At 69.8% G+C, this 25,106-nt stretch carries 32 protein-coding genes; 16 read left to right on the top strand and 16 right to left on the bottom strand.

All coding sequences use genetic code 11. From position 1 onward, the window contains the following. Positions 1 to 3 precede the first annotated feature (3 nt). The 5 genes from RZO50_RS13840 to RZO50_RS13820 form a co-directional block, all read right to left on the bottom strand. Entirely contained in the window at positions 4 to 597 is a 594-nt protein-coding gene (locus tag RZO50_RS13840) for a hypothetical protein (protein WP_322600314.1), read from the bottom strand. Next, positions 594 to 1,409: an endonuclease/exonuclease/phosphatase family protein gene (locus tag RZO50_RS13835; protein WP_322600313.1), complete on the bottom strand. Its 816-nt coding sequence runs from the start codon at positions 1,407 to 1,409 to the stop codon at positions 594 to 596. Before RZO50_RS13835 ends, RZO50_RS13840 begins: the two co-directional genes overlap by 4 nt. Then, positions 1,409 to 2,212, bottom strand: a complete 804-nt coding sequence (locus tag RZO50_RS13830) for a glycosyltransferase family A protein (RefSeq protein ID WP_322600312.1) — start codon at positions 2,210 to 2,212, stop codon at positions 1,409 to 1,411. Before RZO50_RS13830 ends, RZO50_RS13835 begins: the two co-directional genes overlap by 1 nt. Positions 2,213 to 2,340: 128 nt before the next feature. Next, on the bottom strand, positions 2,341 to 2,763 hold the full coding sequence (locus RZO50_RS13825; protein ID WP_322600311.1) for an organic hydroperoxide resistance protein: 423 nt from the start codon (positions 2,761 to 2,763) through the stop codon (positions 2,341 to 2,343). Between the two features lie 20 nt (positions 2,764 to 2,783). Next, positions 2,784 to 3,224 (bottom strand): MarR family winged helix-turn-helix transcriptional regulator, encoded by a 441-nt coding sequence (locus RZO50_RS13820; RefSeq protein WP_322600310.1) that lies wholly within the window; start codon positions 3,222 to 3,224, stop codon positions 2,784 to 2,786. 85 nt (positions 3,225 to 3,309) lie between these two features. Here RZO50_RS13820 and RZO50_RS13815 point away from each other — a divergent pair, with 85 nt between their 5' ends. Next, complete coding sequence (locus tag RZO50_RS13815) at positions 3,310 to 4,053, top strand: sulfurtransferase (protein WP_322600309.1); 744 nt, start codon at positions 3,310 to 3,312, stop codon at positions 4,051 to 4,053. Here RZO50_RS13815 and RZO50_RS13810 read toward each other — a convergent pair. Beyond that, on the bottom strand, positions 4,050 to 5,291 hold the full coding sequence (locus RZO50_RS13810) for an NAD(P)/FAD-dependent oxidoreductase (RefSeq protein WP_322600308.1): 1,242 nt from the start codon (positions 5,289 to 5,291) through the stop codon (positions 4,050 to 4,052). The two genes, RZO50_RS13815 and RZO50_RS13810, sit on opposite strands and share 4 nt — an antisense overlap. Before the next feature lie 68 nt (positions 5,292 to 5,359). Between RZO50_RS13810 and RZO50_RS13805 the strand changes: the two genes are divergently transcribed. Genes RZO50_RS13805 through RZO50_RS13790 form a run of 4 tightly spaced genes read left to right on the top strand, consistent with a single transcriptional unit; the run spans position 5,360 to position 8,333 of the window. Then, positions 5,360 to 5,857: a DUF427 domain-containing protein gene (locus RZO50_RS13805; RefSeq protein WP_322600307.1), complete on the top strand. Its 498-nt coding sequence runs from the start codon at positions 5,360 to 5,362 to the stop codon at positions 5,855 to 5,857. Positions 5,858 to 5,861: 4 nt separating this feature from the next. Continuing rightward, positions 5,862 to 6,251, top strand: a complete 390-nt coding sequence (locus RZO50_RS13800) for a DUF3054 domain-containing protein (protein WP_322600306.1) — start codon at positions 5,862 to 5,864, stop codon at positions 6,249 to 6,251. Positions 6,252 to 6,273: 22 nt separating this feature from the next. Further along, positions 6,274 to 6,894, top strand: coding sequence for a GyrI-like domain-containing protein (locus RZO50_RS13795; RefSeq protein WP_322600305.1), 621 nt, complete (start codon positions 6,274 to 6,276; stop codon positions 6,892 to 6,894). Next, the gene (locus tag RZO50_RS13790) at positions 6,891 to 8,333 is read left to right on the top strand and encodes a cryptochrome/photolyase family protein (RefSeq protein ID WP_322600304.1); all 1,443 of its coding nucleotides are present in this window, start codon (positions 6,891 to 6,893) and stop codon (positions 8,331 to 8,333) included. Before RZO50_RS13795 ends, RZO50_RS13790 begins: the two co-directional genes overlap by 4 nt. A 15-nt stretch (positions 8,334 to 8,348) precedes the next feature. Here RZO50_RS13790 and RZO50_RS13785 read toward each other — a convergent pair whose 3' ends face one another. After that, positions 8,349 to 8,843 carry a GNAT family N-acetyltransferase gene (locus RZO50_RS13785; protein ID WP_322600303.1) on the bottom strand — a complete coding sequence of 165 codons (495 nt, stop codon included), beginning with the start codon at positions 8,841 to 8,843 and terminating at the stop codon, positions 8,349 to 8,351. Between the two features lie 67 nt (positions 8,844 to 8,910). Between RZO50_RS13785 and RZO50_RS13780 the strand changes: the two genes are divergently transcribed. Further along, complete coding sequence (locus tag RZO50_RS13780; RefSeq protein ID WP_322600302.1) at positions 8,911 to 9,138, top strand: RNA-binding S4 domain-containing protein; 228 nt, start codon at positions 8,911 to 8,913, stop codon at positions 9,136 to 9,138. A gap of 64 nt (positions 9,139 to 9,202) precedes the next feature. Here the strand turns inward: RZO50_RS13780 and RZO50_RS13775 are convergent, their stop codons facing one another. Beyond that, complete coding sequence (locus RZO50_RS13775; RefSeq protein WP_322600301.1) at positions 9,203 to 10,390, bottom strand: MalY/PatB family protein; 1,188 nt, start codon at positions 10,388 to 10,390, stop codon at positions 9,203 to 9,205. 113 nt (positions 10,391 to 10,503) lie between these two features. Between RZO50_RS13775 and RZO50_RS13770 the strand changes: the two genes are divergently transcribed. Beyond that, positions 10,504 to 10,677, top strand: coding sequence for a hypothetical protein (locus RZO50_RS13770; RefSeq protein WP_322600300.1), 174 nt, complete (start codon positions 10,504 to 10,506; stop codon positions 10,675 to 10,677). 92 nt (positions 10,678 to 10,769) lie between these two features. Here the strand turns inward: RZO50_RS13770 and msrA are convergent, their stop codons facing one another. Beyond that, the gene (gene msrA, locus RZO50_RS13765) at positions 10,770 to 11,312 is read right to left on the bottom strand and encodes a peptide-methionine (S)-S-oxide reductase MsrA (RefSeq protein WP_322600299.1); all 543 of its coding nucleotides are present in this window, start codon (positions 11,310 to 11,312) and stop codon (positions 10,770 to 10,772) included. Beyond that, positions 11,309 to 11,785, bottom strand: a complete 477-nt coding sequence (msrB, locus tag RZO50_RS13760) for a peptide-methionine (R)-S-oxide reductase MsrB (RefSeq protein WP_322600298.1) — start codon at positions 11,783 to 11,785, stop codon at positions 11,309 to 11,311. The genes msrA and msrB overlap by 4 nt, the downstream gene beginning before the upstream one ends. A gap of 191 nt (positions 11,786 to 11,976) precedes the next feature. Between msrB and RZO50_RS13755 the strand changes: the two genes are divergently transcribed. The 7 genes from RZO50_RS13755 to RZO50_RS13725 are packed head-to-tail and all read left to right on the top strand — an operon-like array spanning position 11,977 to position 18,263. Continuing rightward, entirely contained in the window at positions 11,977 to 12,537 is a 561-nt protein-coding gene (locus tag RZO50_RS13755) for a PadR family transcriptional regulator (protein WP_322600297.1), read from the top strand. 49 nt (positions 12,538 to 12,586) lie between these two features. Continuing rightward, entirely contained in the window at positions 12,587 to 14,269 is a 1,683-nt protein-coding gene (locus RZO50_RS13750) for an ABC1 kinase family protein (protein WP_322600296.1), read from the top strand. A gap of 58 nt (positions 14,270 to 14,327) precedes the next feature. Further along, positions 14,328 to 15,269: a DMT family transporter gene (locus RZO50_RS13745; protein ID WP_322600295.1), complete on the top strand. Its 942-nt coding sequence runs from the start codon at positions 14,328 to 14,330 to the stop codon at positions 15,267 to 15,269. Between the two features lie 50 nt (positions 15,270 to 15,319). Continuing rightward, positions 15,320 to 16,603 carry a M18 family aminopeptidase gene (locus RZO50_RS13740; RefSeq protein WP_322600294.1) on the top strand — a complete coding sequence of 428 codons (1,284 nt, stop codon included), beginning with the start codon at positions 15,320 to 15,322 and terminating at the stop codon, positions 16,601 to 16,603. A 2-nt stretch (positions 16,604 to 16,605) separates the two neighbouring features. Then, positions 16,606 to 16,950: a DUF2200 domain-containing protein gene (locus RZO50_RS13735; protein ID WP_322600293.1), complete on the top strand. Its 345-nt coding sequence runs from the start codon at positions 16,606 to 16,608 to the stop codon at positions 16,948 to 16,950. A 12-nt stretch (positions 16,951 to 16,962) separates the two neighbouring features. Then, positions 16,963 to 17,520 carry an NYN domain-containing protein gene (locus RZO50_RS13730; RefSeq protein ID WP_322600292.1) on the top strand — a complete coding sequence of 186 codons (558 nt, stop codon included), beginning with the start codon at positions 16,963 to 16,965 and terminating at the stop codon, positions 17,518 to 17,520. 26 nt (positions 17,521 to 17,546) lie between these two features. After that, entirely contained in the window at positions 17,547 to 18,263 is a 717-nt protein-coding gene (locus tag RZO50_RS13725; RefSeq protein WP_322600291.1) for an NUDIX hydrolase, read from the top strand. 56 nt (positions 18,264 to 18,319) lie between these two features. Here the strand turns inward: RZO50_RS13725 and RZO50_RS13720 are convergent, their stop codons facing one another. The 5 genes from RZO50_RS13720 to RZO50_RS13700 all read right to left on the bottom strand — a co-directional run bounded on the left by RZO50_RS13720 (position 18,320) and on the right by RZO50_RS13700 (position 21,847). After that, positions 18,320 to 19,342, bottom strand: a complete 1,023-nt coding sequence (locus RZO50_RS13720; protein ID WP_322600290.1) for an aggregation-promoting factor C-terminal-like domain-containing protein — start codon at positions 19,340 to 19,342, stop codon at positions 18,320 to 18,322. A gap of 184 nt (positions 19,343 to 19,526) precedes the next feature. Next, positions 19,527 to 19,835: a hypothetical protein gene (locus RZO50_RS13715; RefSeq protein WP_322600289.1), complete on the bottom strand. Its 309-nt coding sequence runs from the start codon at positions 19,833 to 19,835 to the stop codon at positions 19,527 to 19,529. A 23-nt stretch (positions 19,836 to 19,858) separates the two neighbouring features. Then, positions 19,859 to 20,371 carry a hypothetical protein gene (locus RZO50_RS13710; protein ID WP_322600288.1) on the bottom strand — a complete coding sequence of 171 codons (513 nt, stop codon included), beginning with the start codon at positions 20,369 to 20,371 and terminating at the stop codon, positions 19,859 to 19,861. 29 nt (positions 20,372 to 20,400) lie between these two features. After that, positions 20,401 to 20,775, bottom strand: a complete 375-nt coding sequence (locus RZO50_RS13705; protein WP_322600287.1) for an HNH endonuclease — start codon at positions 20,773 to 20,775, stop codon at positions 20,401 to 20,403. 10 nt (positions 20,776 to 20,785) lie between these two features. Further along, on the bottom strand, positions 20,786 to 21,847 hold the full coding sequence (locus RZO50_RS13700) for a zinc-binding dehydrogenase (protein ID WP_322600286.1): 1,062 nt from the start codon (positions 21,845 to 21,847) through the stop codon (positions 20,786 to 20,788). 59 nt (positions 21,848 to 21,906) lie between these two features. Here RZO50_RS13700 and RZO50_RS13695 point away from each other — a divergent pair, with 59 nt between their 5' ends. Both RZO50_RS13695 and RZO50_RS13690 read left to right on the top strand, forming a co-directional pair. After that, positions 21,907 to 22,491 carry a TetR/AcrR family transcriptional regulator gene (locus RZO50_RS13695; protein ID WP_322600285.1) on the top strand — a complete coding sequence of 195 codons (585 nt, stop codon included), beginning with the start codon at positions 21,907 to 21,909 and terminating at the stop codon, positions 22,489 to 22,491. A gap of 110 nt (positions 22,492 to 22,601) precedes the next feature. Continuing rightward, on the top strand, positions 22,602 to 23,963 hold the full coding sequence (locus RZO50_RS13690; RefSeq protein WP_322600284.1) for an FAD-binding oxidoreductase: 1,362 nt from the start codon (positions 22,602 to 22,604) through the stop codon (positions 23,961 to 23,963). Between the two features lie 3 nt (positions 23,964 to 23,966). Here the strand turns inward: RZO50_RS13690 and RZO50_RS13685 are convergent, their stop codons facing one another. Then, a complete protein-coding gene (locus RZO50_RS13685; RefSeq protein WP_322600283.1) occupies positions 23,967 to 25,097 on the bottom strand; it encodes a serine hydrolase domain-containing protein in 1,131 nt (376 codons plus the stop codon). Positions 25,098 to 25,106: the final 9 nt, after the last annotated feature.

Raw genomic sequence — 25,106 nt, 5'->3', positions numbered from 1 at the left:
GGATCAGGCGCCTGCGGGCGGATCGGACAGCCGCATGACGGCGAGGAGCACGCCCGCCGAGGCGGCACCGACCGCCCCGATCGCCATGTCCCCGATCGTGTCGGCGTACGTGACGTAGATGGAATCGGTGACGAACTCGCGTCCGGCCCATTCCACCATCTCCCACAGCGCGCTCACGGCGAGACCGATGATCGGGGAGAGGACGAGGGGTGAGCGGCGGGCGCCGGGGTGTCCGGTCGCCGGCGCGACCACGCGGACATGGGCGAGCAGAAGGTAGGTTGCGACGGTGATCGCCCCGGTCGCGGCAAAGTGCACGACGAGGTCCCAGGCGGGCACCGTCGTGTAGAGGTCGTAGACGTTGCTCCACGCCGCCGTGAGCAGGATGACGCCGAACAGGAGGTCGGCCGCGGGGCGCATCGCGACGAACCGCGGGAGCATCAAGCCCGGAAGGGTGAAAGCGAGGATGCCGGCGTCCGTGGGTTCATAGAGGACGAAGGCGACCACGACCCCCATCAAACCGATCACCCGCACCGCGTCGGCGGCGACCGCCGTCGGGGTACGAGCGGGGCGGAGGAAATTCCTCGCGAGGGTAGTCATGAATCGACCTTCAGGAGCGCGTGAACCGGAAGGTGGTCGGAGGGCCACCCCGCAGAGGTGCGGAACGTGTTGACGCCGACGGATGCCACATCGATTCCTCCGGTGACGCCGATCCAGTCGATGCGCGGCCCGCGCCGAGGAGACCGATAGTCGGCGAACGTCGCCCATTCCGAGGTCAGGCGGCGTCGCGCCGACGGCCACGTGTCGCGGAGCCCCTCGCCCCAGAGTTCCCGCGCCGTCGCCGACCCGGGGCGCGCGTTCATGTCACCGAGGAGCACACCGGGGACGCCCGCGTCGAGGATCATCGCGTGCAGCGCGCGCACGGCGTGCAGCCGCGCCCGGCGCGAGAACACATCGAGGTGGGTGTTCACCACCACGATCTCGCGATGCGTCGAGCGGTCTCGCAGGCGGGCCACGACCGCGATGCGGGGCACCGGGTTGCCCCAGCCGCGGGAACCGGCGACGGAGGGGGTGGGGGACAGGGCCACCTGCTCACCGGAGACGAGCTCGAGCCGCTCGGAGTCCCAGAACAGCGGGCACCCTTCGCCCTGTCCGTCGCGGCCGCGGCCGTGTCCGAGCCGCCGATACGTGCCGCCCAGCGCGTCCTCGACGGCATCCGCCTGCGAGGGCATCGCTTCCTGGATGCCGAGGATGCTCGGCCGCTCGATGCGCAGCAGCGCCTCGACGGCGCGTCGACGCCGAACCCACCGGTCCGCCGGTCGTATCGACAGGGGGAGTCGGCGCCGGATGTTGAAGGTCATCACGTGCAGCCAGGGCGCGTCGGTCGCGCCGATGAGCGGTCGCCGGCCCATCACGCCGCCAAGCGGTGGATGTTCCGCGTTGCCCGGGGGTGGCGCAGAACGCGTCGCAGCAGGCGACGGTCCCACCGCACCGGGGGAAAGTCATGCGGCCAGTGCATCAGCACGGTCCGGGATCCTCGGCGTACCCGCGTCCCGAACGACCGGGCCTCGGCGAACGGGCGCATCGAGATGGTCATGTGTCCCCGGCCGACGGCGGCGATTCGGTGCCGCTCGCCGAGGTGGAAGGCGAGGTCGATGTCATCGTGCGTGTCGGCTCGACCCCGGTGCACGGACGCACGCACGGAGCGCCACGCCTCGGTGCGCATCGCCAGGTTCGATCCGAAAAGGGGCCAGTGACCGAGCGCGAGGCCCACCACCACGGTGTAGAGGCTCAGGTAGGCCGCGGCCAGGGGTCGACGCAGCCACGTCGGACCGTCGTGGAACGTGGCGCCGGCGAAGACGGCTCCGATGCGGGGGTCGGCCTGGATCGCTCCGACCATCTTGCGGACCCAGCCCGGACCCGGGCGGCAGTCGGCGTCCAGGCGGAGGATGATCGCGGAGCGGGCTGCATCGTAGCCCGCCGCCGCGGCGGCAGGGATCCCCGGTTCGGCGCAGGCGATGACGGTCGCGCCGTGAGCGCGGGCCACAGCCGCGGAGCCGTCGTGAGAACCGTTGTCGACGACGATGACCTCATCGACGCCGAGGCTTTGTCGGGCGAGGTGTTGCAGGCAGGTCTCGAGCGCCGCAGCGTCGTCCTTCACCGGAATGACGACGCACACGCCGGACGCCGCCGGCGACGGGGTCAGATGGAACACGACGATGCCTCCTTGGCGAGGTGTCCGGCCACGCTATCCGGGCCGGCGTGCCGTCGCGCCCAGCTTGACACGTCGGTTCACCGCGGATAACGCCCCCGGGCCCGTCGTGCGAGCCCGGGGGCGCGGGGTCAGTCCTCCGAGACCGTCACGGTCACCTCGATATTGCCGCGCGTCGCGTTGGAGTAGGGGCAGATGAGGTGTGCGGCATCGGCAAGGTCTTGCGCCTGGTCGGCCGGGAGGTCGGGGATGACCACCTCGAGCTCGACGGCGAGGCCGTACCCGCCTTCACCGTTGCTTCCGATGTGGACCCGTGAGCCGACACTCGAGTTCTCCAGGGTGACCTTCTGCGCGCGGGCCGCCGCCTGGAGCGCGCTGTGGAAGCAGGCGGCGTACCCGGCGGCGAAGAGGGCCTCCGGGTTCGCGCCGCCGCCGGGTCCGCCCATTTCGCGGGGGATCCGGAGATCCATGTCGACGTGTCCGTCGACCGTGCGGACGGCGCCGGCGCGTCCCTCTCCGGTGGCGAGGGCTTCGGCGGTGTAGATGGCGTCCATCTGTCTCCTTCCGTGAGGTGTCACGAGGCGGTCGCCTCGTTGCCCGCCTGCACGCGCGCGGTGAGCTCGTGCAGGGAGTCCATGAGCGCGCGGGCGGCGTCGATGCCAATCCCCATGCACTCCGCGATCTGCCGGGGGACTTCGTGCATCTCGTCACGCAGCGCCTCCCCGGCTTCGGTGAGGGAGACGTCGACCACACGCTCGTCGTCGCTGCGCCGACCGCGGGTGACGTATCCCCGCCGCTCGAGACGACGCAGGAGCGGGGAGAGGGTGCCGGAATCGAGTGCGAGACGATCGCCGATCCGTCGCACCGAGAGAGGACCCTCCGTCCACAGCGCCACGAGCACGAGGTATTGCGGGTACGTGAGATCCCACGGACGAAGCACGCGGCGGTACGCCTGCGTCGTCGATCGACTCGCGGCATAGAGCGAGAAGCACACCATGTCGTCGACGCCGGCCATCGAAAAAGCATTGCGCACAATTGAACTGTGCACAAGTCAATGGAGACGACGAAAGGTGCGGAGGTGCGCCGCGTACCCTGGACCGGTGACCCGCGTGCTCAACATCAGCGCCTACCTGTTCACGTCCCTGACTGATCTCGAGACGTTGCGGGAGGCGCTGCTCTCGCGTGCGGTCGGCGCCGACCTGCGCGGCACTGTCATCCTCGCGGAGGAGGGGATCAACCTTTTCGTGGCGGGTGAGTCGGCCGCGGTGCGGGGTTTCCTCGCCGCGTTGCGCTCCGATCCGCGACTTTCGGCGCTCACGGCCAAAGAGAGCTGGTCGGACGACCAGCCGTTCGGGAAGATGATCGTCAAGGTCAAGCGCGAGATCATCCGCATGGATCAGCCGACGATCCGTCCGGAGGTGGGACGCGCACCGGCGGTGTCTCCCGAACGCCTCAAACGATGGCTCGACCAGGGGACCGATGACGAGGGGCGTGAGGTCGTGATGCTCGACACCCGCAACGCCTTCGAGGTCGACTACGGCCGCTTCGACGGTGCCCTCGACTGGCGAATCGATCGGTTCACGCAGTTCCCGGACGCGGCGCGGGCGGCGCGCGAAGACCTGGCGGGCAAGACCGTCGTCAGCTATTGCACCGGCGGGATCCGCTGCGAGAAGGCGGCGATCCACCTGCGCGAGCAGGGAGTGGATGCCTTCCAGCTCGACGGAGGGATCCTCGGCTACTTCGAGCGGGTGGGCGGCACGCACTGGAGCGGGGAGTGCTTCGTGTTCGACGAACGCGAAGCACTGAGCGCCGACCTGTCCCCTCGCGCCCGGTCGTCCTCCTAGGAGGCGACGACCGCCTGGGCGACCCGGGTCCCCGACACGAGGGCTCCCTGGATCGATGCGGTGTCGCGATGGTCGCCCGCGACGTGCACCCCGTCCGTCACGAGCGCCGTCGACCTGAGGCGCAGCGGGGCCGGTTGGGCGGGAAGCGCGTCGGGGATGTCGTCGCGCCGCAGGAGTCGCCAGCCGGTTGCCGCCGGTCCCCAGATCGTCACCAGGTGCCGACGCACGGCCGTCTCATCGGCGGCGTCCGACGGCGACAGCAGGCACGTCGCCTGCACCAGGTGCTGCCCCGCCGGTGCGTACTCGGGAACCGTGTGAGAGATGACGGCCGTGTTCACGACGGGGCCGGAGCGGGTTCCGTCGACGTGGACGGCGCCTGAGGCCGAGGGCGGCGCGTCCGCGTCGAACCACCACGTCTGCAGCCCGCGCGTGACGGGGCGGGGCAGATCGACGAGATCGGAGACGACGTCGGGTCCGGTGGCGACGACGACCTTTCCCGCACGGAGGGTGTCGATGTCCGGCCCGACGACCAGGATCCGGGGACCGTCGCGATCGATGCGGGCGACACGGTGCGACAGACGGATGCGGCCACCGGCCCCGCCGACGCGCCGTGCCAACTGTCGGGGGAGCGCCTCGATGCCGGTCGCGGGGAGGGCGGGACGTCCGAGTGCGAACATCCGCATCAGCAGCCGGACGAAGGCATCGGAGGTCGCGCCGGATCCGTCGGCGAGCACTCCCGCGAGGAACGGTTCGAGCACCCGGGCGCGCAACGGGCCGTGGATGCCCGCCGTGTCCCACGCGTCCGCCAGCGGTATGTCTCGACCCCGTACCGCACGCCGCGGGGCGACGATCGTGGGGAGGGCCCAGCGAGCCAGAGCGCTCAGCTCCTGCGGATCGAGGAGGCCGCTGGCCAGGGTACGCGGCAGCCGTGCGGGATGGCGCAGCGGATGCGCGAGCTCGACGGTGCGCCCCGCCAGGCGGACGCGGACGGCGACGGGGAAGGACCGCAGTCCGAGGGAATCGACGTCGATGTCGCGGCGGACGGCCGGATACGCCGGATTGAGCACCTGGAACCCGCGGTCCAGCAGGAAGCCGTCGACGCGGTCCGTGCGCTGCCGGCCGCCGACGCGGTCCTGCGCTTCCAGGACGACGACTTCCCGACCGGCGCGCGCGAGCTCGAGCGCGCACCGCAGGCCCGCCAAACCCGCACCGATCACGACGACCTCGGCACTGTCCATGACCGAAGCGTACGGTGGGCGGTGTCGGAGGCGGCCCCGGGTGGCGCGGACGGTCCTACCCTGGGATCATGCGTCACCCTCAGCGCCACCCGGTCGGACCCGGTCAGGAGTCGGTGTGGGACTATCCCCGCCCGCCGCGGGTCGAGCGCGTCGACCGACGCGCCGTCATCGTGCTCGGCGGCGAAGTGATCGTCGATACGGATGATGTCGTCCGAGTGCTGGAGACCAGCCACCCCCCGACGTACTACCTTCCGATCGCGGACTTCGTCACGGGCGCGTTGTCGCCCGGGGAAGGGACGTCGATGTGCGAGTTCAAGGGTCGCGCGCGATACTTCGACGTGCTCGGCGGCGACGCGGTGCGTCCGCGTGCCGCGTGGACCTACCCGACCCCGATGCCGGGATTCGGCGATCTTTCCGGTCGTGTCGCGGTGTACGCGGAGGGGATGGACCGGTGCGAGATCGGAGGAGTCGTCGTTCAGCCCCAGCACGGCAACTTCTACGGCGGGTGGATCACCCCCGACGTGGTCGGTCCGTTCAAGGGTGTCCCCGGCTCCATGGGATGGTGAGAGGGTGAATGACATCGTCGAGACCCGTCCGCGCACCGGAGCACTCGTCGGCGCGGTGATCGCCGACATCGCCGTCGTGATCGCCTTCGTCGCCCTCGGGCGCGCCTCTCACGCCGAACAGGTGTGGTCCGGACTGTGGGCGACGGCGTTGCCGTTTTTGGTCGGCCTCGCGCTCGGTTGGCTCCTCGCACGGGCGTGGCGCCGGCCGCTCTCGCCGCTTCGTGCGGGAATCCCCGTCTGGTTGGCCACCGTGGTGGGGGGAGTCCTCGTGCGGGCGATCTTCGACACCGGCACGGAGGTGTCGTTCATCCTCGTCACCGCGGGGGTGCTTCTCGTCGGCCTCGTGGGGTGGCGCGCGGTCGCGGCACTGGCGCGGCGGGCGCGCACCGTCTGATGGCGGACGGCGGGCGCCGGTGATGAGGGTCGATCCCAAGCGGGAGCTCGCCGGCTACACGGCGCGACGGAACGTCTTCGACGAGATCGTGGTGCCGCCGCGCCGGTTCGCGATGGTCGACGGATCCGGCGACCCGAACACATCGGACGCCTATCGCGACGCCCTCGCCACCCTCTACCCGTTCTCCTACGCACTGAAGTCCATCGCGAAGCGAGAGCTCGGGCGGGACCATGTCGTCGCCCCCCTGGAGGCACTGTGGTGGGCTGACGACATGGCATCCTTCACGACCGCCCGCGACAAGAAGGCGTGGTCGTGGACCGTCATGATCCTCGTGCCTGAGGGGATCGCGGAGGTGCATACCGACGCGGCACGCTCGGTCGCGCATCGAAAGGACGCCCCGGCGCTGGATCGGCTCCGCATCGAGAGCTTCGACGAAGGGCTTTGCATCCAGACGCTCCACGTCGGGCCCTATGACGAGGAAGGTCCCGTGCTCGCACGACTGCACGAGCAGGTGATTCCGGAACGCGGGTTCCGCATGCGCGGTGTTCACCATGAGATATACCTGGGCGATCCGCGACGAAGCGCTCCCGAGCGGCTGAGGACGATCCTCCGACAGCCGGTGTCGAAGGACCGCGGGCGATGAAAGCGGCTCTCATCCTCGGCACCCAGCTCTTCGAAGAGCATCCCGCCTATGCGGACGAGGAGATCGATGTGTTCTTCTTCGTCGAGGCGAGATCCTCGTTCGCGAGGCGGCGCTACCACGCGCACAAGCGCGTGCTGCTGCTGGCCGGCCTTCGTCATGCCGCCGCGGCCGCAGAGCAGCGCGGTCGAGCCGTTGCGCGAGTGCCGCTCCACGAGGGTCTCGGCTTCGCGCAGGCACTGCGGCGGATGATCCGGGAATACGATGTGGACGGTCTGGCCTGGATGAGCGCCACCGATCGGGCCGTCGACCGGCGCATCAGCTCGGTGTGCGACGAGGCGGGAATCTCGACGCGTCGTTACGACGACGCTCTCTTCCTGACACCGACGGCGGACCTCGACGCGTGGTTCGCCGAGCATCCGGCTGCCCGCATGGAGGATTTCTACCGATGGCAGCGCAGACGCACCGGCATCCTCATGGACGGCGCGGCGCCGGCGGGGAAACGGTGGAACTTCGACGCGGACAACCGTGAACCGTTGCCCCGCGACGGGATCGAGGTGCCCGCGCTCCCGGACGTCGACATCGATGAGCTCACGGCGTCGGCGATCGAGGACGTCGCGAGTCACTTCCCGGGCGCGCCGGGTGACCCGCGGGAGTTCTGGCTCCCGGTCACACCCGCCCACGCGCGAGCATGGCTCGACACCTTCGTCGACGAGAGGCTCGCGTCCTTCGGCCGGTACGAAGACGCGATGGCGGCGAACGAGCCCTTCCTCTTCCACAGCGTGGTCAGCCCCCTGTTGAACGTCGGCCTTCTCGCTCCGGCGGAGGTCGTCTCCGCTGTCGTCGCCCGACGAGATGATGTTCCCCTGGCCGCCGTCGAGGGGTTCACGCGACAGGTGATCGGCTGGCGCGAGTACATGCGGGGCGCCTACCGTGCGTGGCCGGATCTCATGACGGCGAACCACTTTCGTCTCGGCAGGGATCTCGAGGAGTGGTGGTACACGGGAGTGGACGTCCCCGAGGAGATCCCGTTGCCGGTACGCACCGTGCTCGCGCGTGTCATGCGATACGGCTACGCGCATCACATCGAGCGACTGATGGTATTGGGCAACTGGTTCCTGCTGCAGGGATACGATCCGCGCGCGGTGTACGAGTGGTTCTCCGCGCTGTTCGTCGACGCGTACGAGTGGGCGATGGTACCCAATGTGCAGGGGATGAGCCAGTACGCGGACGGCGGTCGCGTGGCCACCAAACCCTATATATCCGGAGGCGCATATCTTCAGCGCATGGGCTCGTGGTGGCCGACCGAGAGGGCTGCCCGCGAGTCCGCGTTCACCGCCGCGTACTGGCGTTTCCTCGACGAGCACGAGGATCTCCTTGCCGGAAACCCCCGTCTGAACATGCCCCTCGCGCAGATGCGCAGACGGCGCGAATCCGCCTGACCGAACCCGAGTCCATCACCGTCCCGCGAGCGCCGCGCGCATGAGGACGCGCGGAGCGAGGCGATCGAGGTCGGCCTCGGCGCCGACGATCTCGGCGTGGAGGGCGTGCTCCGGTTCGCACGAGACGAATCCGTGTCGCGCGTAGAACGGAGCATTGAACGGCGGGGTGACGAACGTCCGAAGGGTCATCTCCTGGTGGCCGCGCGCCGATGCGGTGTCCATCGCCGCGGCCAGCAGGGCGGCTCCGACGCCTCGTCGTGCATGATCGACATGCACGGACAGCTGTTCGAGGTGGCAGAGTCCCGGCCGCTCGAGCACCTGCGCGAAGCCGACGACCCGTCCGGAGAGCTCGGCGACGAGGATGAATCCCGGCATGGCGGCGCGGACGAGACCGGACTCTGTTTCGAAGGCCTCGTCCACCCCGAGTGAGGCGACGAGCGCACGGTCTGCGGAGGCCTCGACCTGTTCGAGCGCACCGGCGTCGGCTTCGTCGGCGAATCGGATGTCCACACAGCGACCCTACGTCGACCGCCGACGCGCCCCGGGAGATGGCGCCGCTTCTCGATACGATCGCCTCATGACGCGTTCGGCTCCCATCGAGGATGTGCCCATCGGCGGTGACATGATCCGTCTCGGGCAGTTCGTCAAGTACGCCGGCCTGCTCGATTCCGGCGGAGACGTGAAGGAGGCGATCATCGACGGCTACGTGAGTGTCAACGGCGAGGTGGATCGCCGCCGCGGTCGTCAGCTCCGGGTCGGTGACATCGTCGGATTCGACGGCCGCCGCGTCCGCGTGCAGGCCTGACGCAGATCACCCCCCGAGAGGCTGTGACGGCCTCCGACGACAGCAGCGGTCGCCGAGTCGCGCGTCACGCGGCCGAGGTCCGACCGTTCGTGGCGGCGTGTCGCGCCAGTGCCTCGCCGATGCGCGAGATCGCGTCGGCGAGGATCGGTCGGGGCAGGGCGAAGATGATCCGGGCGTGACCTTCCGCGGCCTCGCCGCAGGCGGCACCGTCGGTGAGGGCGACATCGGCATGCGCGCGGAACCACTCGCCGAGGTCGCCTTCCAGTCCGTATGCGCGGAAGTCGATGAGGGCGATGTAGGTGCCCTCGGGCATCGTGACGCGGGCCAGTGGTGCGTGCTCGGCGAGCAGGTCGATCAGAGTGCGTCGGTTCCCGTCGAGGTAGTCGACGACCTCCCCGAGCCACTCGGTGCCGTCGCGGTACGCGGCGATGTTCGCCACCACGCCGAGCGTCGAGGTGCCGTGACCGGACCACATCGCGTGCTCGGCCCAGATGGAGGCATCGGCGTCGTTCGAGACGATCAGCTGTGCGCACTTGAGTCCGGCCAGGTTGAACGCCTTCGAGGCCGAGGCCGCGGTGATGGTGTGCGACGCGGCGACATCCGAGATGGAGGCGTAGGGGATGTGTCGCGCGCCGTCGAAGACGAGGGGGGCATGGATCTCGTCGGCGAACACCCGGCCGCCCCTGCGGTGGACGACTTCGGCCACGGCAGCGAGCTCATCCGCCGTGTGCACCGTGCCGAGCGGGTTGTGCGGATTGCACAGGACGAGCAGCCCCGCGCCGTCGTCGAACGCCCGCCCGATACCCTCGAGGTCCATCGTCATGCGTCCGTCGCATTCGATCGAGGGGACCTGGATCACCTCGCGTCCGTGCATCTGCGGGACGAACAGGAACGGCATGTAGGCGGGCGTCGGCACGATCACGGCTGACCCGGCCGGGGTGAAGTGCTCGATCGTCGCTTCGAACGCTGCGATCACATCGGGAACGGGATGGATGCGACCGACCGGAATGCGCCATCCGAAGCGCTCGGCGTACCAGTCGGATGTGGCCCGTGCGAGATCCGCCGTCAGCCATGCCGGGAGATATCCCGTGAGGCCGCGGGCGATGGCAGCGGCGAGAGCGTCCTGCACGGCGGGAGCGACACCGAAATCCATCTCGGCGACCCAGGCGCCGGTCTTCCCCGGATACGCGGTCCACTTCATGCTGCCCGCGTCGCTCAGATCGGTCGTTGTGATCTCGTCGAATCGCCTCACCGGTGTCGTCCCCTCTTCGCCGCATCCGCCGACGAGGTTCGGGCGGACAATCCACCGTCGCACACATTGTCAAGCCGGTGCGTGGGGTACGGCGGGATTCGTACCGTGTGGGGATGAGCGATCGCGAACATCTCAGCGAAGAAGACAAGACACGTCTCGCGGCGGGGGAGGGGGACACACTGCCCCCGGCGCCCCGCGGATCCGACGAGGGTGCTCCGGCGCCGTCGATTCCGTCGCCGGACACGCCGGCACCGGATGCCGACGACGACTTCGGCGATGAGGGGTGAGCGCTCCCGATTGCGGGCGTGTGCTCGACTGATGGGCGAAGAGCCGGACGACCCGTTCGCGGTTGTCCGGCTCTTCGCGCGTCACCGCACGATCAGGTCGTGGACTCCGAACGCGCGGGGAGGACCCAGCCGCGACGAGGGAAGTGGCAGGTGTAGCCGTTCGGGATGCGGAGCAGATAATCCTGGTGCTCGGGCTCGGCCTCCCAGAAGGGTCCGGCCTTCTCGATGGTGGTGACCGCTGCTCCCGGCCACAGACCTGACGCGTCGACGTCGGCGATGGTGTCCCGCGCCACGCGCTCCTGCTCCGCGTCCAGGGGGAAGATGGCCGAGCGGTAGCTGGTGCCGATGTCGTTGCCCTGTCGGTTGAGCGTCGACGGATCGTGAATCTGGAAGAAGAACGCGAGGATGTCGCGATAGGTGGTCTTGGCCGGGTCGAAGACGATCTCGACGGCCTCCGCGTGCCCGGGATGGTTCCGATAGGTCGCGTGCGCGTTGACGCCGCCGGTGTAGCCCACACGGGTTTGGACCACTCCGGGCTGCTTCCGGATGAGATCCTGCATTCCCCAGAAGCATCCGCCGGCGAGCACGGCGGTTTCGAGCCCGTCGACCTCGGTGATTGCTCCGTCGTTCGTCATTCGGCACGTCCCTTCTGATCGCTCTCGTCGTCATCCGCGAAGATCCCGCGATGCTCCCCGTATCCTTCCGCCACGAGATCATCTCGGTGGACGAATCGCAGCGCGGCGGAGTTCATGCAGTATCGCAGGCCGTCGGCCGTGCGGGGGCCGTCTCGGAACACATGTCCCAGGTGACTGTCAGCTGCGCTGGAGCGCACCTCGGTGCGGGGCACAAGCAGAGACCAGTCCCGACGGGTACGAATCGCTTCGGGAATGATCGGCTGAGTGAAGCTCGGCCATCCGGTGCCGCTGTCGAACTTGTCGACGGAGGAGAACAGCGGCTGGCCGGAGACGACGTCGACGTAGATCCCGGGCTCGTGGTGGTCCCAGTAAGCGTTGGCGAAGGCCGGTTCGGTGCCGTCTTGCTGTGTCACGCGGCGCTGCATGTCGGAGAGGCCTCCCAGGGCCTCAGGGGTGGCGTGGTCGTCGTTCATGTCCATTTCCTCCGCTCCGGGACGCGCCGGGGTGGTGCGTCCATCACTGCAACGTCGGCGGTCCCGGAAATGGTCCCGTGAACCTGGGTGCGCCCTGAGAACATGCCCGGCGCGCTGCCGGGGCGGCTCAGCGAGCGTATCGTGGCGATATATCGTCGAGTATCGTCCGCGGGGCGAAGAGAGGGGTCATCGTGAACACGTCGTTCTCATCGGGGCAGTTCGGGGCAGGCCGCGGATTCGGAGCCGCCGGCGGTGGCCTCTTCGACGCGATGGATCAGCTGCGGGAAGCCTTCGAGCAACGTTTCCCCACGCGCATGGCCCGCGGTGATGTCCGTTCGGCCGTGCTGTCCCTCCTGCTCGAGTCGCCCATGCACGGCTACCAGATCATCGCCGAGATCGCTGAGCGCAGCGGCGGGGTGTGGAAGCCCAGCCCGGGCTCGGTCTACCCCACATTGCAGATGCTGGCCGACGAGGGACTCATCACGGCCGAAGAGTCCGGCGGCAAGAAGACCTACTCGCTCACCGAGGCCGGCCGCGCGGAGGCCGAGAGCGTCGCGGATCGATCGGCGCCGTGGGAGATGCCGGGGATGAAGGACGCCGCACGTGCCGCCGCGCTGCCCAAGGCCGGAGTGAAGCTCGCCCAGGCCGCCGCCCAGGTCGCACAGCACGGGACGGCGGATCAGGTCTCGGAGGCCGAGCAGGTCCTCGACGACGCGCGTCGTAAGCTCTACTCGATCCTCGCCCGGGACTGATCGGATGCCGGCCCGACGTCGGCACCGGGCGTCGCACACGGGAGGCCCGATGACCGACGTGGGGGATACCCGCGCCCGCTACCGACGGATCCTGCGCTTCGCCGCGCGCTACATGGTGCAGGCGTGGTGGTTCGAGCTGTTCCTGCCGCGCATCGGCCTCGCCTCTCTCGCTGCCCGTGGCCGCGCGCGTCGGTTGCAGCGCCTTGCCCGCAACTTCCACGCTCTCGCGGTGTCGCTGGGCGGGCTCATGATCAAGGTGGGGCAGTTCATGTCCTCGCGCCTCGACGTGCTGCCGCCGGTCATCACCAAGGAACTGGAGGGGCTCCAGGACGAGGTGCCGCCGGTCCGCTTCGAAGAGATCCGCGCTTTCGCCGAGGCGGAGCTGGGTGCGCCGCTGTCGGCGATCTACGAATGGATCGATCCGGAGCCGCTCGCCGCAGCCTCTCTCGGCCAAGCGCACCGTGCACGGCTGCTCGGCGTCGAGGCCCTCGAGGTCGGCTTCGCGGAGGTGGTGGTGAAGGTCCAGCGGCCCGGAATCGATCGGATCGTCGACGTCGACCTGGCCGCGCTGCGCCGCGTCGCCGCATGGCTGAGCCGGGTGCGAGTCGTGCGGGAACACGTCGATCTCCCGGCGCTGCTGGAGGAGTTCGCGATCACCAGTCGCGAGGAGATCGACTACCTCCACGAAGCGGCCAACGCCGAGCGATTCCGTGAGGTCTTCGCGGGAGACCCGCGCGTCGGCACCCCCGACGTCGCGTGGGAACGCTCGACGCGTCGGGTTCTGACGCTGGCCGATGTCACCGCGATCAAGATCACCGACCGCGACGCGCTCCGAGACGCCGGAATCGATCCCACCGAGGTCGCGCACGAGTTCGCGGCCGTGATGTTCGACCAGCTCTTCACCCACGGGTACTTCCATGCCGATCCGCATCCCGGCAATGTGTTCGTCACGCCGACCCCGGAGGCGGAGCGACCCTGGTCGCTGACGTTCATCGACTTCGGGATGATGGGGGAGGTTCCCGACCGGCTGCGTCGCGGACTGCAGCAGCTGATCATCGCGGTGGCCGCACGAAACGGCCGCCAGCTGGTCGACAGCATCCGCGACGTCGGAGTTCTCCTGCCGTCGGCCGACACCGTCGAACTCGAGCGGGCCATGACAACGCTGTTCGCCCGCTTCGGCGGCATGGGGTTCGCCGAACTCCAGGAGGTCGACCCGCGGGAGTTCCGCGACTTCGCCATCGAGTTCCGCGACCTGGTGCGGCGCATGCCGTTCCAACTCCCCGAGAATTTTCTGCTGGTGATCCGTGCCGTGTCTCTCACGTCGGGGGTGTGCAGCGCCCTCGACCCCGCCTTCAACATCTGGGACGCCGTCGAGCCGTACGCGCAACGCCTGATCCGCGACGAGCGCGGCGGCCTGGTCCAGGCGTTCGCGAAGGAGGCCGCATCGGTGGCGGGGCTGGTCGCCCGCATGCCGCGGCGGGTCGACGACGTCCTGACCCGCCTCGAAGACGGACGTCTCGCCGTCGACTCGCCCCGCCTGGATGCGCGGGTGCGCGGGCTGGAGACACTCGCCCGTCGTGTGGTCTCGGCCGTGCTGTTCGCTGGCCTCCTGATCGCCGGAGCCGTCCTGCGTCCCGAAGACGCGGTCATCGGAGCGTCGCTCATGATCGCTTCCGTGCCGGCGCTCCTGCACGCCCTGCTGGCCGGCGTCATCGCGCGGCGCGTCCCGTGAGAGGTTCGCCTGCACCACCGCGCCCCCGCTAGCGTGGGAGACCGAGAGGGGGCACCGCGTGACCATCACATCGTTTCCGATCGTCGGCATCGTCCTCGCGGTGGTGTCCGCGCTCTTTCTGACGATCGCGAACTTCCTGCAGTCGCGGGGGGTGGCTCGCGCCGCGACCGGCGGTGCAGGCATCGGCGCGGTGGGGTTCTGGCGTCTGGCGCGCGATCCGATCTGGCTGGTCGGAGGAGCCCTGTTCGGCCTCGCGATCGTGGTCCAGCTCGCGGCACTCGCGTTCGCGCCGCTGATGGTCGTGCAGCCGGTCGGCGTGGTCGCCCTGGTCTTCGCGTCATTGCTGACGGCCTTGGTGACGCGCACGCGGCCACGGTGGCGGGAGGTCATCTCGATCGCGGTCTGCGTCGTGAGCCTCGGCGTGTTCGTTTCCGTCGCCGCGGCCGTGAGTGAACAGACGACGATCACCGATACGCAGCTGATCGCCGTTCTGATCGTCCTCCTGGCCGTTCTCGCGCTGACCTTCGGCGCACTCGCGGTCTTCCGTCGTCGCCGCACGCCGGCGGTGGTCTACGTGCTGTTGGGCGGCCTGTACTCGGGCTTCGTCGCGACGCTCGGCAAGACCGTGATCCTCCGCGTGCAGACGGCGATCCGTCATCGCGACGACGTGCTCGATGAGACCAACCTGCTCACGATCGCGTGTGCGGCCGGCATCGCCGTGGCCGGTGCCCTGTCGATCTGGTTCGTGCAGACCGCCCACACCGTCAACAACCCCCAGGTCGTGGTGGCGGGACTGACGGTGGTCGATCCGTTCGTCGCCGTCGTCCTGGGGATCACCGTTCTCCAGGAGGCAGCGAGCGCACCCGTGTGGAGCTTCGCCGTCTTCGCGGTGGCCGGCACCGCCGCCATCGCCGGCGTGTGGGCGCTCGCCCGAGAGCAGCCGGCGGAGGCATCTGCCGGCGGCGCACCGGCGGATGCGTCGACGCGAACGAGCGGATGACTACGCTCGAAAGCATCGTCGTCCCCGGACCCTCAGGAGAGAACCAGCCCGTGCCCACCGCACCCGACGCCCGCGCCCACGCGGCCGACCTCGCCGACTTCGTCGAGGCCGCGCCGTCCAGTTTCCACGCAGCGGAGGAGGCCGCCCGCCGCCTGTCGGACGCCGGCTTCGTCCGCGTGCGTGAATCAGCGCCGTGGCCCCGTGCATCGGGTGGGCGCTTCTTCGTGGTCCGCGACGGTGCGCTCATCGCGTGGGCGGTCCCGGCGACGCCGGATGCCGCGACCGGTGTGCGGATCTTCGGCGCGCACACCGACTCGCCGGGCTTCAAACTCAAACCGCGACCGACCACGGGGCGCCTCGGTTGGCTGCAGGCCGGCGTCGAGGTGTACGGCGGGCCTCTTCTGAATTCGTGGCTTGATCGCGAACTGCGTCTGGCCGGCAGGCTGGTGCTCGACGACGAAAGCGTCGTGCTCGCAGCGACAGGGCCACTGCTGCGCCTGCCGCAATTGGCCATTCACCTCGACCGAGCGGTCAACGAGGCACTGTCCATCGACCGGCAGTCGCAGACTCAGCCGGTGTGGGGGCTGGGGAGCACCGATTCGGCCGATCTCCTCGCCGAGCTCGCCGCCGCCGCCGGTGTCGACGCGGACCGCATCCGCGGATACGACATCGTGACCGCCGATGCCGCGCGCGGGGAGGTGTTCGGTCGCGACGATGTGTTCTTCGCCGCCGGGCGTCTCGACGACCTCGCGTCGGTGCACGCGGGGGTCGTCGCGATGATCGCCGCAGCCGACCAGGTCGCCGATCACATCCCGATGCTCGCCGTCTTCGACCACGAAGAGGTCGGCTCGGGCACGCGGTCCGGCGCGGCCGGCCCGTTCCTGTCGGATGTCCTCGAGCGGATGTGGCTCTCTCTCGGGGCCGATCGCGAGCAGCAGCTCCGGTCCCTCGCCGAGTCCTGGTGCGTCTCGAGTGATGTCGGTCATTCGGTGCATCCCAACTACGCGGACCGGCACGATCCGGTGGTCCAGCCCGTCCTCGGGTCCGGCCCCATCTTGAAGATCAACGCCAACCAGCGTTACGCAACGGACGCGGCGGGGGCCGCGGCGTGGAATGCGTGGTGCGCCCAGGCGGGCGTGCACTCTCAGGAGTTCGTCTCGAACAACGCCGTCCCGTGCGGATCGACGATCGGACCGATCACCGCGACCCGACTGGGAATCCGGACGGTGGATGTGGGAATCCCGATCCTGTCGATGCACTCCGCTCGCGAACTGGCCGGTGTGAGCGATCTGTGGGATCTCCACCGCGTCGCCGCCACCTATCTGGGAGCCTGACCGTGCACCGGATCTTCGCGACGCCGTTCGCCGACCTCTACCCGCTCTACGTGGCCAAGGCCGAGCGGAAGGGGCGCACCCGGGCAGAGGTCGACCAGGTGATCTCGTGGTTGACCGGGTTCGACGAGGCCGCGCTGGCGGATCAGCTTGCGCGGCGATCCACCGTCGAGCAGTTCTTCGCCGATGCGCGGCTCAATCCGAACGCCGGGCTCATCACCGGCGTGGTGTGCGGCGTGCGCGTCGAGTCGGTCGAGGACCCGCTCATGCAGCGCATCCGATACCTGGACAAGCTGGTCGACGAGTTGGCCAAGGGCAAGGCGATGGAGAAGGTGCTTCGTGCACCGTGACCGGAGGACGACATGACCGAACGGACCACCTGGGTGCTCGTCGACGGCGAGAACATCGATGCGACCCTGGGATCGTCGATCCTCGGACGCCGTCCCCAACCGGATGAGCGGCCGCGGTGGGACCGCCTGCTGAGCTTCGTGGAAGGGCGGTGGCGTCAGCCCGCCCGCGGGCTGTTCTTTCTCAATGCCTCCGCGCACCTGCCGATGTCCTTCGTGCAGGCGCTGCTGGCGTTGGGGTATCAGCCCGTCTCGCTGTCGGGACCGTCCGACGAGAAGGTCGTCGACATCGCCATCCAGCGCACGTTGCGCGCGCTGACCGCTCACGAGGGCGACGTCGTCCTGGTCAGCCACGATCGCGACTTCGTCGATGATCTGAGGGGGCTCGGGGAGGGCGACCGGCGCCTCGGTGTGCTCGCGTTCCACGAATTCCGAAGCAGTGAGTACGCCTCGATCCCGAACCTGGAACTGTTCGATCTCGAGTACGACGCGGACGCGTTCGACGCACCGCTGCCGCGTGTGCGCGTCATCCCCATCGAGGAATTCGATCCCGAGGTGTTCCTTCAGATCTGAACCCCGGCTCGGCGTAGCCTGAGGTGATGTCCTCTTCCTCCTCGTCGGAGCGCAGCGCCCGTGCGGAGTTGGCCGCCGTGGCCGCCGGACGGGGCCGTCATCTCGATCTGTCCGCCCTCCGATCCCTGCCGAGGGCGGCCGGCTCCCGTCCGGCCGCCGTGCTGATGCTCTTCGGGGTGCTCGACGATCTGCCCAGTGACCACGACGCGCATGACGCCGCGGTGTCGGCAGACCTCGACGTGCTGCTCCTCGCGCGAGCGACCACTCTCAACTCCCATGCCGGTCAGGTCGCGTTCCCCGGCGGTCGTGTCGATCCCGGTGACCGCGGACCGGTTGATGCTGCCCTGCGGGAGGCTCGCGAGGAGACCGGCCTCGATCCGTCGGGCGTCGACGTGCTCGGCGTCCTCGACGAGGTTCCGCTGGCTTACTCGCGACACGTCGTGCATCCGGTGATCGGGTGGTGGCGGCGCCCGTCACCGGTGCACGTGGTCGACGAGCGGGAGTCCTCCGACGTGTTCCGGGTACCTGTGGCGGATCTGCTCGATACCGATCGGCGCGGCACGGTCATCGTGCGACGAGGGAGTGAGTCCTGGCGGGGGCCGGGCTTCGTCGTCCCGCACGCGACGGGAGAACACGTGGTCTGGGGCTTCACGGCGATGCTCTTGGACCGACTGTTCGATCGTCTCGGGTGGACGGAGCCCTGGGACCGCAACCGCGAGTTCGTCCTCCCGTTTCCCGAGTGAGACACGCGTGCCCCGTCCACGAGAGGTGGACGGGGGCACGGAGGTGTGTGGGCGGATCAGTACCAGCCGACCGCCTGAGAGTGGTCCCAGGCGCCGCACGGCGAACCGTAGCGGCCGGAGATGTACCCGAGACCCCAGGAGATCTGGGTGGCGGCGTTGGTCTGCCAGTCGGCGCCGGCCGACGCCATCTTGCTCCCCGGGAGCGCCTGGGGGATGCCGAAGGCCCCGCTCGACGCGTTGTAGGCCTGGTAGTTCCACCCGGATTCCTTGTTCCACAGGGCGACCAGGCAGCTGAACTGGTCGTCGCCCCAGCCGTAGCCGCCGAGCATGCCACGCGCGATGGACTGCGCCTCGCCGGCGCTCGTGCCACCGGAGGCGTAGCCCGGGTTGGCCACGCCGGTCGTGGACCCGGACGAGGTCGAGCTCGAGGACTGCGCGGCCGCTTCGGCTTGTGCCTCGGCTTCGGCGGCTGCCGCCGCGGCCGCGGCTTCGGCCTCCTTGCGGGCCTGCTCCGCTGCCTCCTCTTCGGCCTTCTTCTTCTCCGCGGCCTCCAGGCTGCCGCGCATGCCCGCCACGTCCTCCGAGATGGCGGCGACGAGGGCATCCACATCGTCGGTCAGATCCGCGACGGCGGGTGAGGGGAGCAGATGTGCGCCGTCGAGGTCCTCGATCGCCTCTTCGAGGGCGTCCGTGTCGATCTCGGTCGCTGCGTCGCCGAGATCGAGTCCGGAGTCGGCGACGTCGCCTTCGACCTCGTCGGCCGACTCGAGCGCGGCGGCCGCGGCGGTCAGGGCCTCTTCCGCTTCGTCCGTGATGTCATCGAGGTCGAAGCTCGTCGTGGAAGCCGTCGGAGCCGGTGTCGCCGTCATATTCGACGCCAGCGCGTAGGCGGCGAGAGCAGGCGCCGAGGAGGCGGATGCGTGGGAGACGGCGGTGGTGCCGGTGATCGCGCCGACGGCGAGGACGCCGATCGCGAGGCTCGCGACGGCGACCGCCGGACGTCGTCGGTTCCGGCGTTCGGCCTCGCGCCGGACGCGCCGCGTGGTGACGGGGGAGGGATTCGTGTTCGTGTGTATCAAAACCAGGTTCCGTATCGGGATTTCGCGCCGTTGAGACGGCGATTCGCGTCGGCAGAGGTGGACACAAGTCCAAGAGTCTGCCAGACCCGACCTGAATGTGACCCGAACGTTACCTTCTCGCCCCGGCGCGTCGGACGCGGGCGCGCGCGGAGGGCGTCGCGATGGGGGCGGTGGGTCGGCCCCGTCAGTGGCCGGCCAGGTGCGCGGTCCATCCGAGCCGTGCGAGCCCTGCGGCGAGATCCCGTGCCGCACCGCGGGCGTGCCGCTCATCCCGTGTCGAATGCACGTCGATGGCCAGCGGTGGTGGGTCACCGAACTTCGGCACCTCGACCTCCGCCCACTCGTGGGCGGTCAGTCCGACCCGCGGGTGCGGCGTGCGCGCACCCACGACCTCGCCGTGGCACGCGAGCGCGATCACGTCGAGGGCGTCGGTCTTGGTCACCGCGAGATCGACCACGAGGGTCAGCGTCGCGACGGCGGCGTCCTCGTCCATGCCGCCAGCGTAGCTTCGAGGCGTCACTCCGTGGGGAACGCGGTATAGCTGAGGCTGACGGCATCGCCGTCTTCGAGCCCCCAGCCCACGTTGACGGTCCACTCGGACGTCTGCAGGAGCACCGTCTTGAGGTCGCCGACGTCGCCCGAGCTGATCGATTCGAAACCCTGTCCCTCGAGGGCGCCGATCAGACTCTCCGCGGCTGCCTCCCCCTCCACGGCGTACACCAGCGAGAAGGTGCCGTCGACCGCGTACGCGGCGACCAGATCCCCTGCGGGCAGCGGCAGGTCCGGCCAGCCGTCGGGGATGTCCGCTCCGCCTCCGGTGTCGAGGTCGATGTCGGTTCCGGTCTGTTCCTCGATGATCCGCTCGACGGCGTCCTCGGCGCCGCCGCCGATGAGCTGCTCCAGCGGGTTCGCGAAGCACCCGCTGAGGACGAGCAGGCTGCCCGCGGTCAGGGCGGTGAGCGGAACGAGTCGGTCGATGATGCGCATGGAAACCCCCAGATCGTCGTGAGCGTCGGGTCGCTCACTCACCACGAGGGTTCAACGTCCGCTCAGATACGTCAAGAGCGAGTCGGCGGGTCACCCGTGGCGGTCTCGGGTGTCCGCAGCTCGCTGAGCACCGCGACCCACCGGGCCAGAAAGGCCGGCTCGTCGAGGCGCTTGCGGCGCATCCACCCCGTCACCTCGGCGTTGCACTTGCTCGCGTTGCACGATCGGCACGCCGGAACGACGTTCTCGAGCGTGTAACGGCCCCCACGCGAGATCGGGATGACGCAGTCCTTCTGCAGGGGCCCCTGGTTGCCGCAGTAGGCGCACGCGCCCCATGCGACGCGGATCGCGCTCCACTGGAGATCCGTGAGGTCACTGCCGGACGCCGCGACCCGCTTCGTGCGCCGTCTGGCATATCGCGCGGCACGCGAGCGGGAGAGCGCCATGTCGAGAAGCCTAGGCCCCGTGCTCCGGGAGCAGGACCAGCTTGCCGACGTGTCGGCGAGAGGCCAGTTCCTCCTGGGCGCGATGCACCTCGGAGAGTGCGAATGTCTGCGCGATGAGCGGGCGCACCGCGCCGCGGCGCGCCAGATCCATCAGTGCGCGGAAGTGGGCGCGCGTGTGCATGGTCGATCCGATGAGGGAGATGTTGCCCAGGTACAGCGTTCGCACGTCGATGTCGATCTCGTGTCCCCCCAGTGCGCCGGCGACGACCCAGCGCGCGCCGGTACGCAGATGGGGGAGTCCGGACCGGATGTTCGATCCGGCGACCACGTCGAGGACTGCGGTGACACCATCCGGTGCGATCCGACCCACCTCCGACCACGCGTCGGACGATCGGTCCACGACGTGCGACGCGCCGGCCGCTCGGACGTCGGCGGCCTTGGCGCGACTGCAGACGGTGATGACCTCCGCGCCGCGGGCGACGGCGAGCTGGACGAGCGCGAGGCCGACCCCGCCGGAGGCGCCGGTGACGACGGCCAGGTCACCGCGGCCGAGCCCGGCGCGTTCGATCATGCCCATCGCCGTCCCGTACGCGATGGGCAGGGCGGCCAACTGCGCATCATCGAGCGGCGAGTCGTCGACGCGGTGTGCATGCGTGGCGGGAACGACCACGAACGGGGCATACCCGCCGTCGTATTCGCTGCCCAGGATGCGGACGGGAAGTGCGTCGTCGCCGGGCGCGTCATAGGTCGCAGGGTCGAGCACGACCCGCGCTCCCGTCATCGATGCGTCGACGGAATCGCCGACGGCATCCACGAACCCCGCCACGTCGCCCCCCGGGACCCGCGGGAAGTCGATCCGTCCGGTCCAGCCGGAGGGCGTCCCGTTCTCACCGTCGACGCCGTATGCGCCCTCCCGCGTCCAGAGGTCGGTGTTGTTCAGTGCGGCGGCGACGACGCGCACGCGGATCTGTCCCGGGCCGGGCTCGGGTACCGTGACCCGGTCGAGGGTGAGGACGTCCGGCCCACCGTGGGCATGGATGCGGGCGGCGATCATGGTCGGTGTGTCGTTCACGGCGGCTCCAGGTACACTGATCGGTGAAGTTGCTCGTCCCACGATAGGTACACAGAACAGTGAAGGCAACCGCCCTCGACCCCGAGACGTTGACCCCCGGCGCCCGCCGCATCCTCGACGCCGCGAGCGACCTCTTCTATCGGCGGGGCATCACGGCGGTCGGTGTCGACGCCGTCTCCGACGCGTCGGGGGTGACCAAGCGCACCCTGTACGACCGGTTCGGATCGAAAGACGTCCTGGTCGCGACCTACCTGCTCGACCGTGATCGCCGGTGGCGTGAGTTGTTCGAGCGGCGACTCGCAGAGGTCGGCGACCCTCGCGACCGTCTTCTCGTGCCCTTCCGTGTTCTGGGGGAGTGGAGTGGCGGCAATTCCCGCGGCTGCGCCTTCATCAACGCCCTCGCCGAGATGGCGGATGACGCGCACCCGGGCTACGACGTCATCATCGCAGAGAAGGTCTGGCTGCGCGGGTGTTTCGCGGCGCTGGCCCATGAGGCGGGCGCGGAGCATCCGGATTCGCTGGCGCTGCAGTTGGTGTGCCTTCACGAGGGCGCGCTCGCGGCGGTGCGTGTGGCGGGGGCGGGTGCTGTGGATGCGGCCGAGGCTGCCGCGCGAACGATCACCGCCGCGGCCCTGGGCGGCTGAGCAGAACGACGTGCGGCACCCCGTCGCCGTATCACCGGGCGGGCGGGCGCCTCTTGATGTGCAGGAGCGGCCGCGTGTGTCGATCGGTCGCCGGACCGAGAGGAACCGCCATGTCCGCCGATGCCGACCGTGCTGAGTTCGTCCTTCGCGAACGCCTGGGGGAGCGAGTCCGCTTTCCCGAGGACCCGGACTACGTCTCCGCGGTGATGCCGTGGAACCTCGCGTTCCCGCAACGGCCGTTCGCCGTCGTCGTCGCCGAGGGTGAGGCCGACGTCGTCGATGTCGTCCGCGCGGCAGCGGAGGCCGGGCTGCGGGTCGCGCCGCAATCGACGGGCCACGGAGCCGGGGCCCTCGCGGATTCCGACCTCTCGACGGCGATCCTGCTGTCCCTGCGCAGACTGCGGGGGGTCGCCCTCGACCCGGCCACGCGCGTGGCCAGGGTGTGTGGCGGTTCAACCTGGTCGGAGGTGGTGCGAGCCGGTGCCGCCCATGGCCTCACCGCCCTGCACGGCAGCGCCGGAGACGTCTCGGTGGCCGGCCTGGCCTTGAGCGGCGGTCTCTCCTTCTATGCGCGCGGAGAGGGCCTGACGGTCAACTCCGTGCGGTCGGTACGGGTCGTATGCGCCGACGGTGAGGTGCGGGAGGCCTCGTCCGAGGTGAACCCCGACCTGTTCTGGGCCCTGCGCGGCGGCTCCGGGGGCTTCGGTGTGGTGCTCTCGCTCGATGTCGAGATGTTCCCCGTCGACGAGGTGTTCGCGGGCATGCTCCTCTGGCCGGCCGAGGCCGCGGCAACCGTCGCACCCGCGTGGGCTGCCCTCACCCGTGCAGCTCCCGAGTCGGTGACCACGACCTTGCGCATCATGCACTTCCCGCCCCTTCCGGATCTGCCGCCGTTCTTGGCAGGGCGCTCGGTGGTGGTCGTGGACGGTGTCATGCGGGAGGACCCCGCCCGCGCGGAGGTTCTCCTCGAAGATCTGAGGCGGTTGTCGCCGGAGATCGACACCTTCGGGATGCGCTCGCCCGCGGAGGTCGTGGACCTCCACATGGACCCGCCCGCGCCCACGCCCGCCGTCACGGCGCACCGCATGCTGCGCTCGCTTCCCGACGACGCGGTCGGGCGGTTCGTGGAGGTGGGCGCGACATCGCCTCTGTTCATCCTCGAGGCTCGCCATGTGGGCGGGGCCGCGTCGCGACGCGCGGTCGGTGGTGGCGCCGTCTCGGCGCTGCGCGGGGAGTACATGGTGCTGGCGATCGCGGTCGTCCCGGAGCCGGGAGCCCGCGCCGATGCCGCCGAGGTGGTCCACGGCGTGGCCGACGGATTCGATGCGTGGCGGGAGGAGTCCTCGGCGCTCACCTTCATCGACGGGGGAGTCGACCCGGCCGCCGGCTTCGGGGACTCGATCGCGGCGCTGCGCGATGCCAAACGTCGATGGGACCCGCACGGCCTCCTGCTCGCCGCCGTCCCGGTCTGACGCTCAGCTCCGCGCCGCGGAGACCGCGGCTTGGAGGAGCCGTATGTGCAGCTGGAAGCTGCGTGTCATCTCCGCGGTCGAATGCGCGTTGAGCACGATCGTCACGTCGAGCTCGGGTGCGCTGAACAGGTGGGCGCCGGTGACGCCGAGATGTCCGATGGTGCGGGGGAGGCCTCGGAGCAGCGGGAAGAACTCGCCGTACCGCAGTTCCATGAGTCCGGTGCCGTAGTGGATGCCGCTGCGAAAGCGGTGGCGAGGCCGCTGCATCGCGTCGCGCCCCTCGGGACCGAGGAGGTCCCCGCGGTGCCAGGCCTGCGCGAACCGGGCCAGATCATCCAGGGTGGAGACGACTCCGCCGCCTCCCCAATCGCAGCTGAGCGCGGGCGCGTCCGCCAGGTCGGTGCCGTCGACGACGAGCGGGGCGATGTCCATCTCGGCGCGGGGTGTGCCCGTCGCACCGGCCCCGCCGGGGACGGTGTGGAAGGCGAGGGCGGAGGAGTTCATGCCCGTCGGGCCGAACACACGGGCGTGCAGCTGTTCGGCGAGGCTCGCGTCGCCGTGCTCCTCGACCACGCGGGCGAGAAGGACGTAGCCGGTGTCGGAGTAGTGGAAGCTCGTACCGGGTGCGTCGACCGGTGCCTGGTGGGCACGGGTGAAGTCGATCAGATCGTCCGGTGACCATCGCCGCCCGCGTTCGTGGGCGAGCAATCGCGGGAAGGGCGTGCCGGTGTCGTTGGCATCTTCGAAGTAGTCCGCGACGCCGCTCGTGTGCGCGGCGAGCATCCGCGGCGTCACCTCGTGTGCAGCATCGGCTGCGGCTCGGCGGAACAGGCCCGCGGTGGCGCTCTTCGGCAGGAGGTCGGTCACCGGGGCGTCCAGATCGAGTCGACCGCGCTCGGCGAGTTGGAAGGCGAGAGTGCTGGTCATCATCTTCCCGACGCTCGCCGTGTGGAATGGGCGCGCACGGTCGCCGTGCGCGAACTCCACCCCCGGGGCACGCACCAGCGCTTGCACCGGGGGGAGCTCGCGACGGCGCCGATCGCTTCGTGCCGCGGCCTTCTCCATCGCCCCGAGCGCCCGCGCGGTGCGGCGGTCGCGGCGCTTCGGCGTGTCGGCGTTCACAACAGTCTTCATATACCTAAG

The organism is Microbacterium xanthum (assembly GCF_034531355.1).
GTDB classification, from domain to species: Bacteria; Actinomycetota; Actinomycetes; order Actinomycetales; family Microbacteriaceae; genus Microbacterium; species Microbacterium xanthum.
This window is presented reverse-complemented; position numbering and strand designations above follow the sequence as displayed.

Coding starts and splice junctions, on each gene's coding strand:
- RZO50_RS13840 (WP_322600314.1), bottom strand. CDS start 597: ATGACTACCCTCGCGAGGAATTTCCTCCGCCCCGCTCGTACCCCGACG.
- RZO50_RS13835 (WP_322600313.1), bottom strand. CDS start 1,409: ATGGGCCGGCGACCGCTCATCGGCGCGACCGACGCGCCCTGGCTGCAC.
- RZO50_RS13825 (WP_322600311.1), bottom strand. CDS start 2,763: ATGGACGCCATCTACACCGCCGAAGCCCTCGCCACCGGAGAGGGACGC.
- RZO50_RS13820 (WP_322600310.1), bottom strand. CDS start 3,224: ATGGCCGGCGTCGACGACATGGTGTGCTTCTCGCTCTATGCCGCGAGT.
- RZO50_RS13810 (WP_322600308.1), bottom strand. CDS start 5,291: ATGGACAGTGCCGAGGTCGTCGTGATCGGTGCGGGTTTGGCGGGCCTG.
- RZO50_RS13805 (WP_322600307.1), top strand. CDS start 5,360: ATGCGTCACCCTCAGCGCCACCCGGTCGGACCCGGTCAGGAGTCGGTG.
- RZO50_RS13795 (WP_322600305.1), top strand. CDS start 6,274: ATGAGGGTCGATCCCAAGCGGGAGCTCGCCGGCTACACGGCGCGACGG.
- RZO50_RS13790 (WP_322600304.1), top strand. CDS start 6,891: ATGAAAGCGGCTCTCATCCTCGGCACCCAGCTCTTCGAAGAGCATCCC.
- RZO50_RS13780 (WP_322600302.1), top strand. CDS start 8,911: ATGACGCGTTCGGCTCCCATCGAGGATGTGCCCATCGGCGGTGACATG.
- RZO50_RS13770 (WP_322600300.1), top strand. CDS start 10,504: ATGAGCGATCGCGAACATCTCAGCGAAGAAGACAAGACACGTCTCGCG.
- msrA (WP_322600299.1), bottom strand. CDS start 11,312: ATGACGAACGACGGAGCAATCACCGAGGTCGACGGGCTCGAAACCGCC.
- msrB (WP_322600298.1), bottom strand. CDS start 11,785: ATGAACGACGACCACGCCACCCCTGAGGCCCTGGGAGGCCTCTCCGAC.
- RZO50_RS13750 (WP_322600296.1), top strand. CDS start 12,587: ATGACCGACGTGGGGGATACCCGCGCCCGCTACCGACGGATCCTGCGC.
- RZO50_RS13730 (WP_322600292.1), top strand. CDS start 16,963: ATGACCGAACGGACCACCTGGGTGCTCGTCGACGGCGAGAACATCGAT.
- RZO50_RS13725 (WP_322600291.1), top strand. CDS start 17,547: ATGTCCTCTTCCTCCTCGTCGGAGCGCAGCGCCCGTGCGGAGTTGGCC.
- RZO50_RS13715 (WP_322600289.1), bottom strand. CDS start 19,835: ATGGACGAGGACGCCGCCGTCGCGACGCTGACCCTCGTGGTCGATCTC.
- RZO50_RS13705 (WP_322600287.1), bottom strand. CDS start 20,775: ATGGCGCTCTCCCGCTCGCGTGCCGCGCGATATGCCAGACGGCGCACG.
- RZO50_RS13690 (WP_322600284.1), top strand. CDS start 22,602: ATGTCCGCCGATGCCGACCGTGCTGAGTTCGTCCTTCGCGAACGCCTG.
- RZO50_RS13685 (WP_322600283.1), bottom strand. CDS start 25,097: ATGAAGACTGTTGTGAACGCCGACACGCCGAAGCGCCGCGACCGCCGC.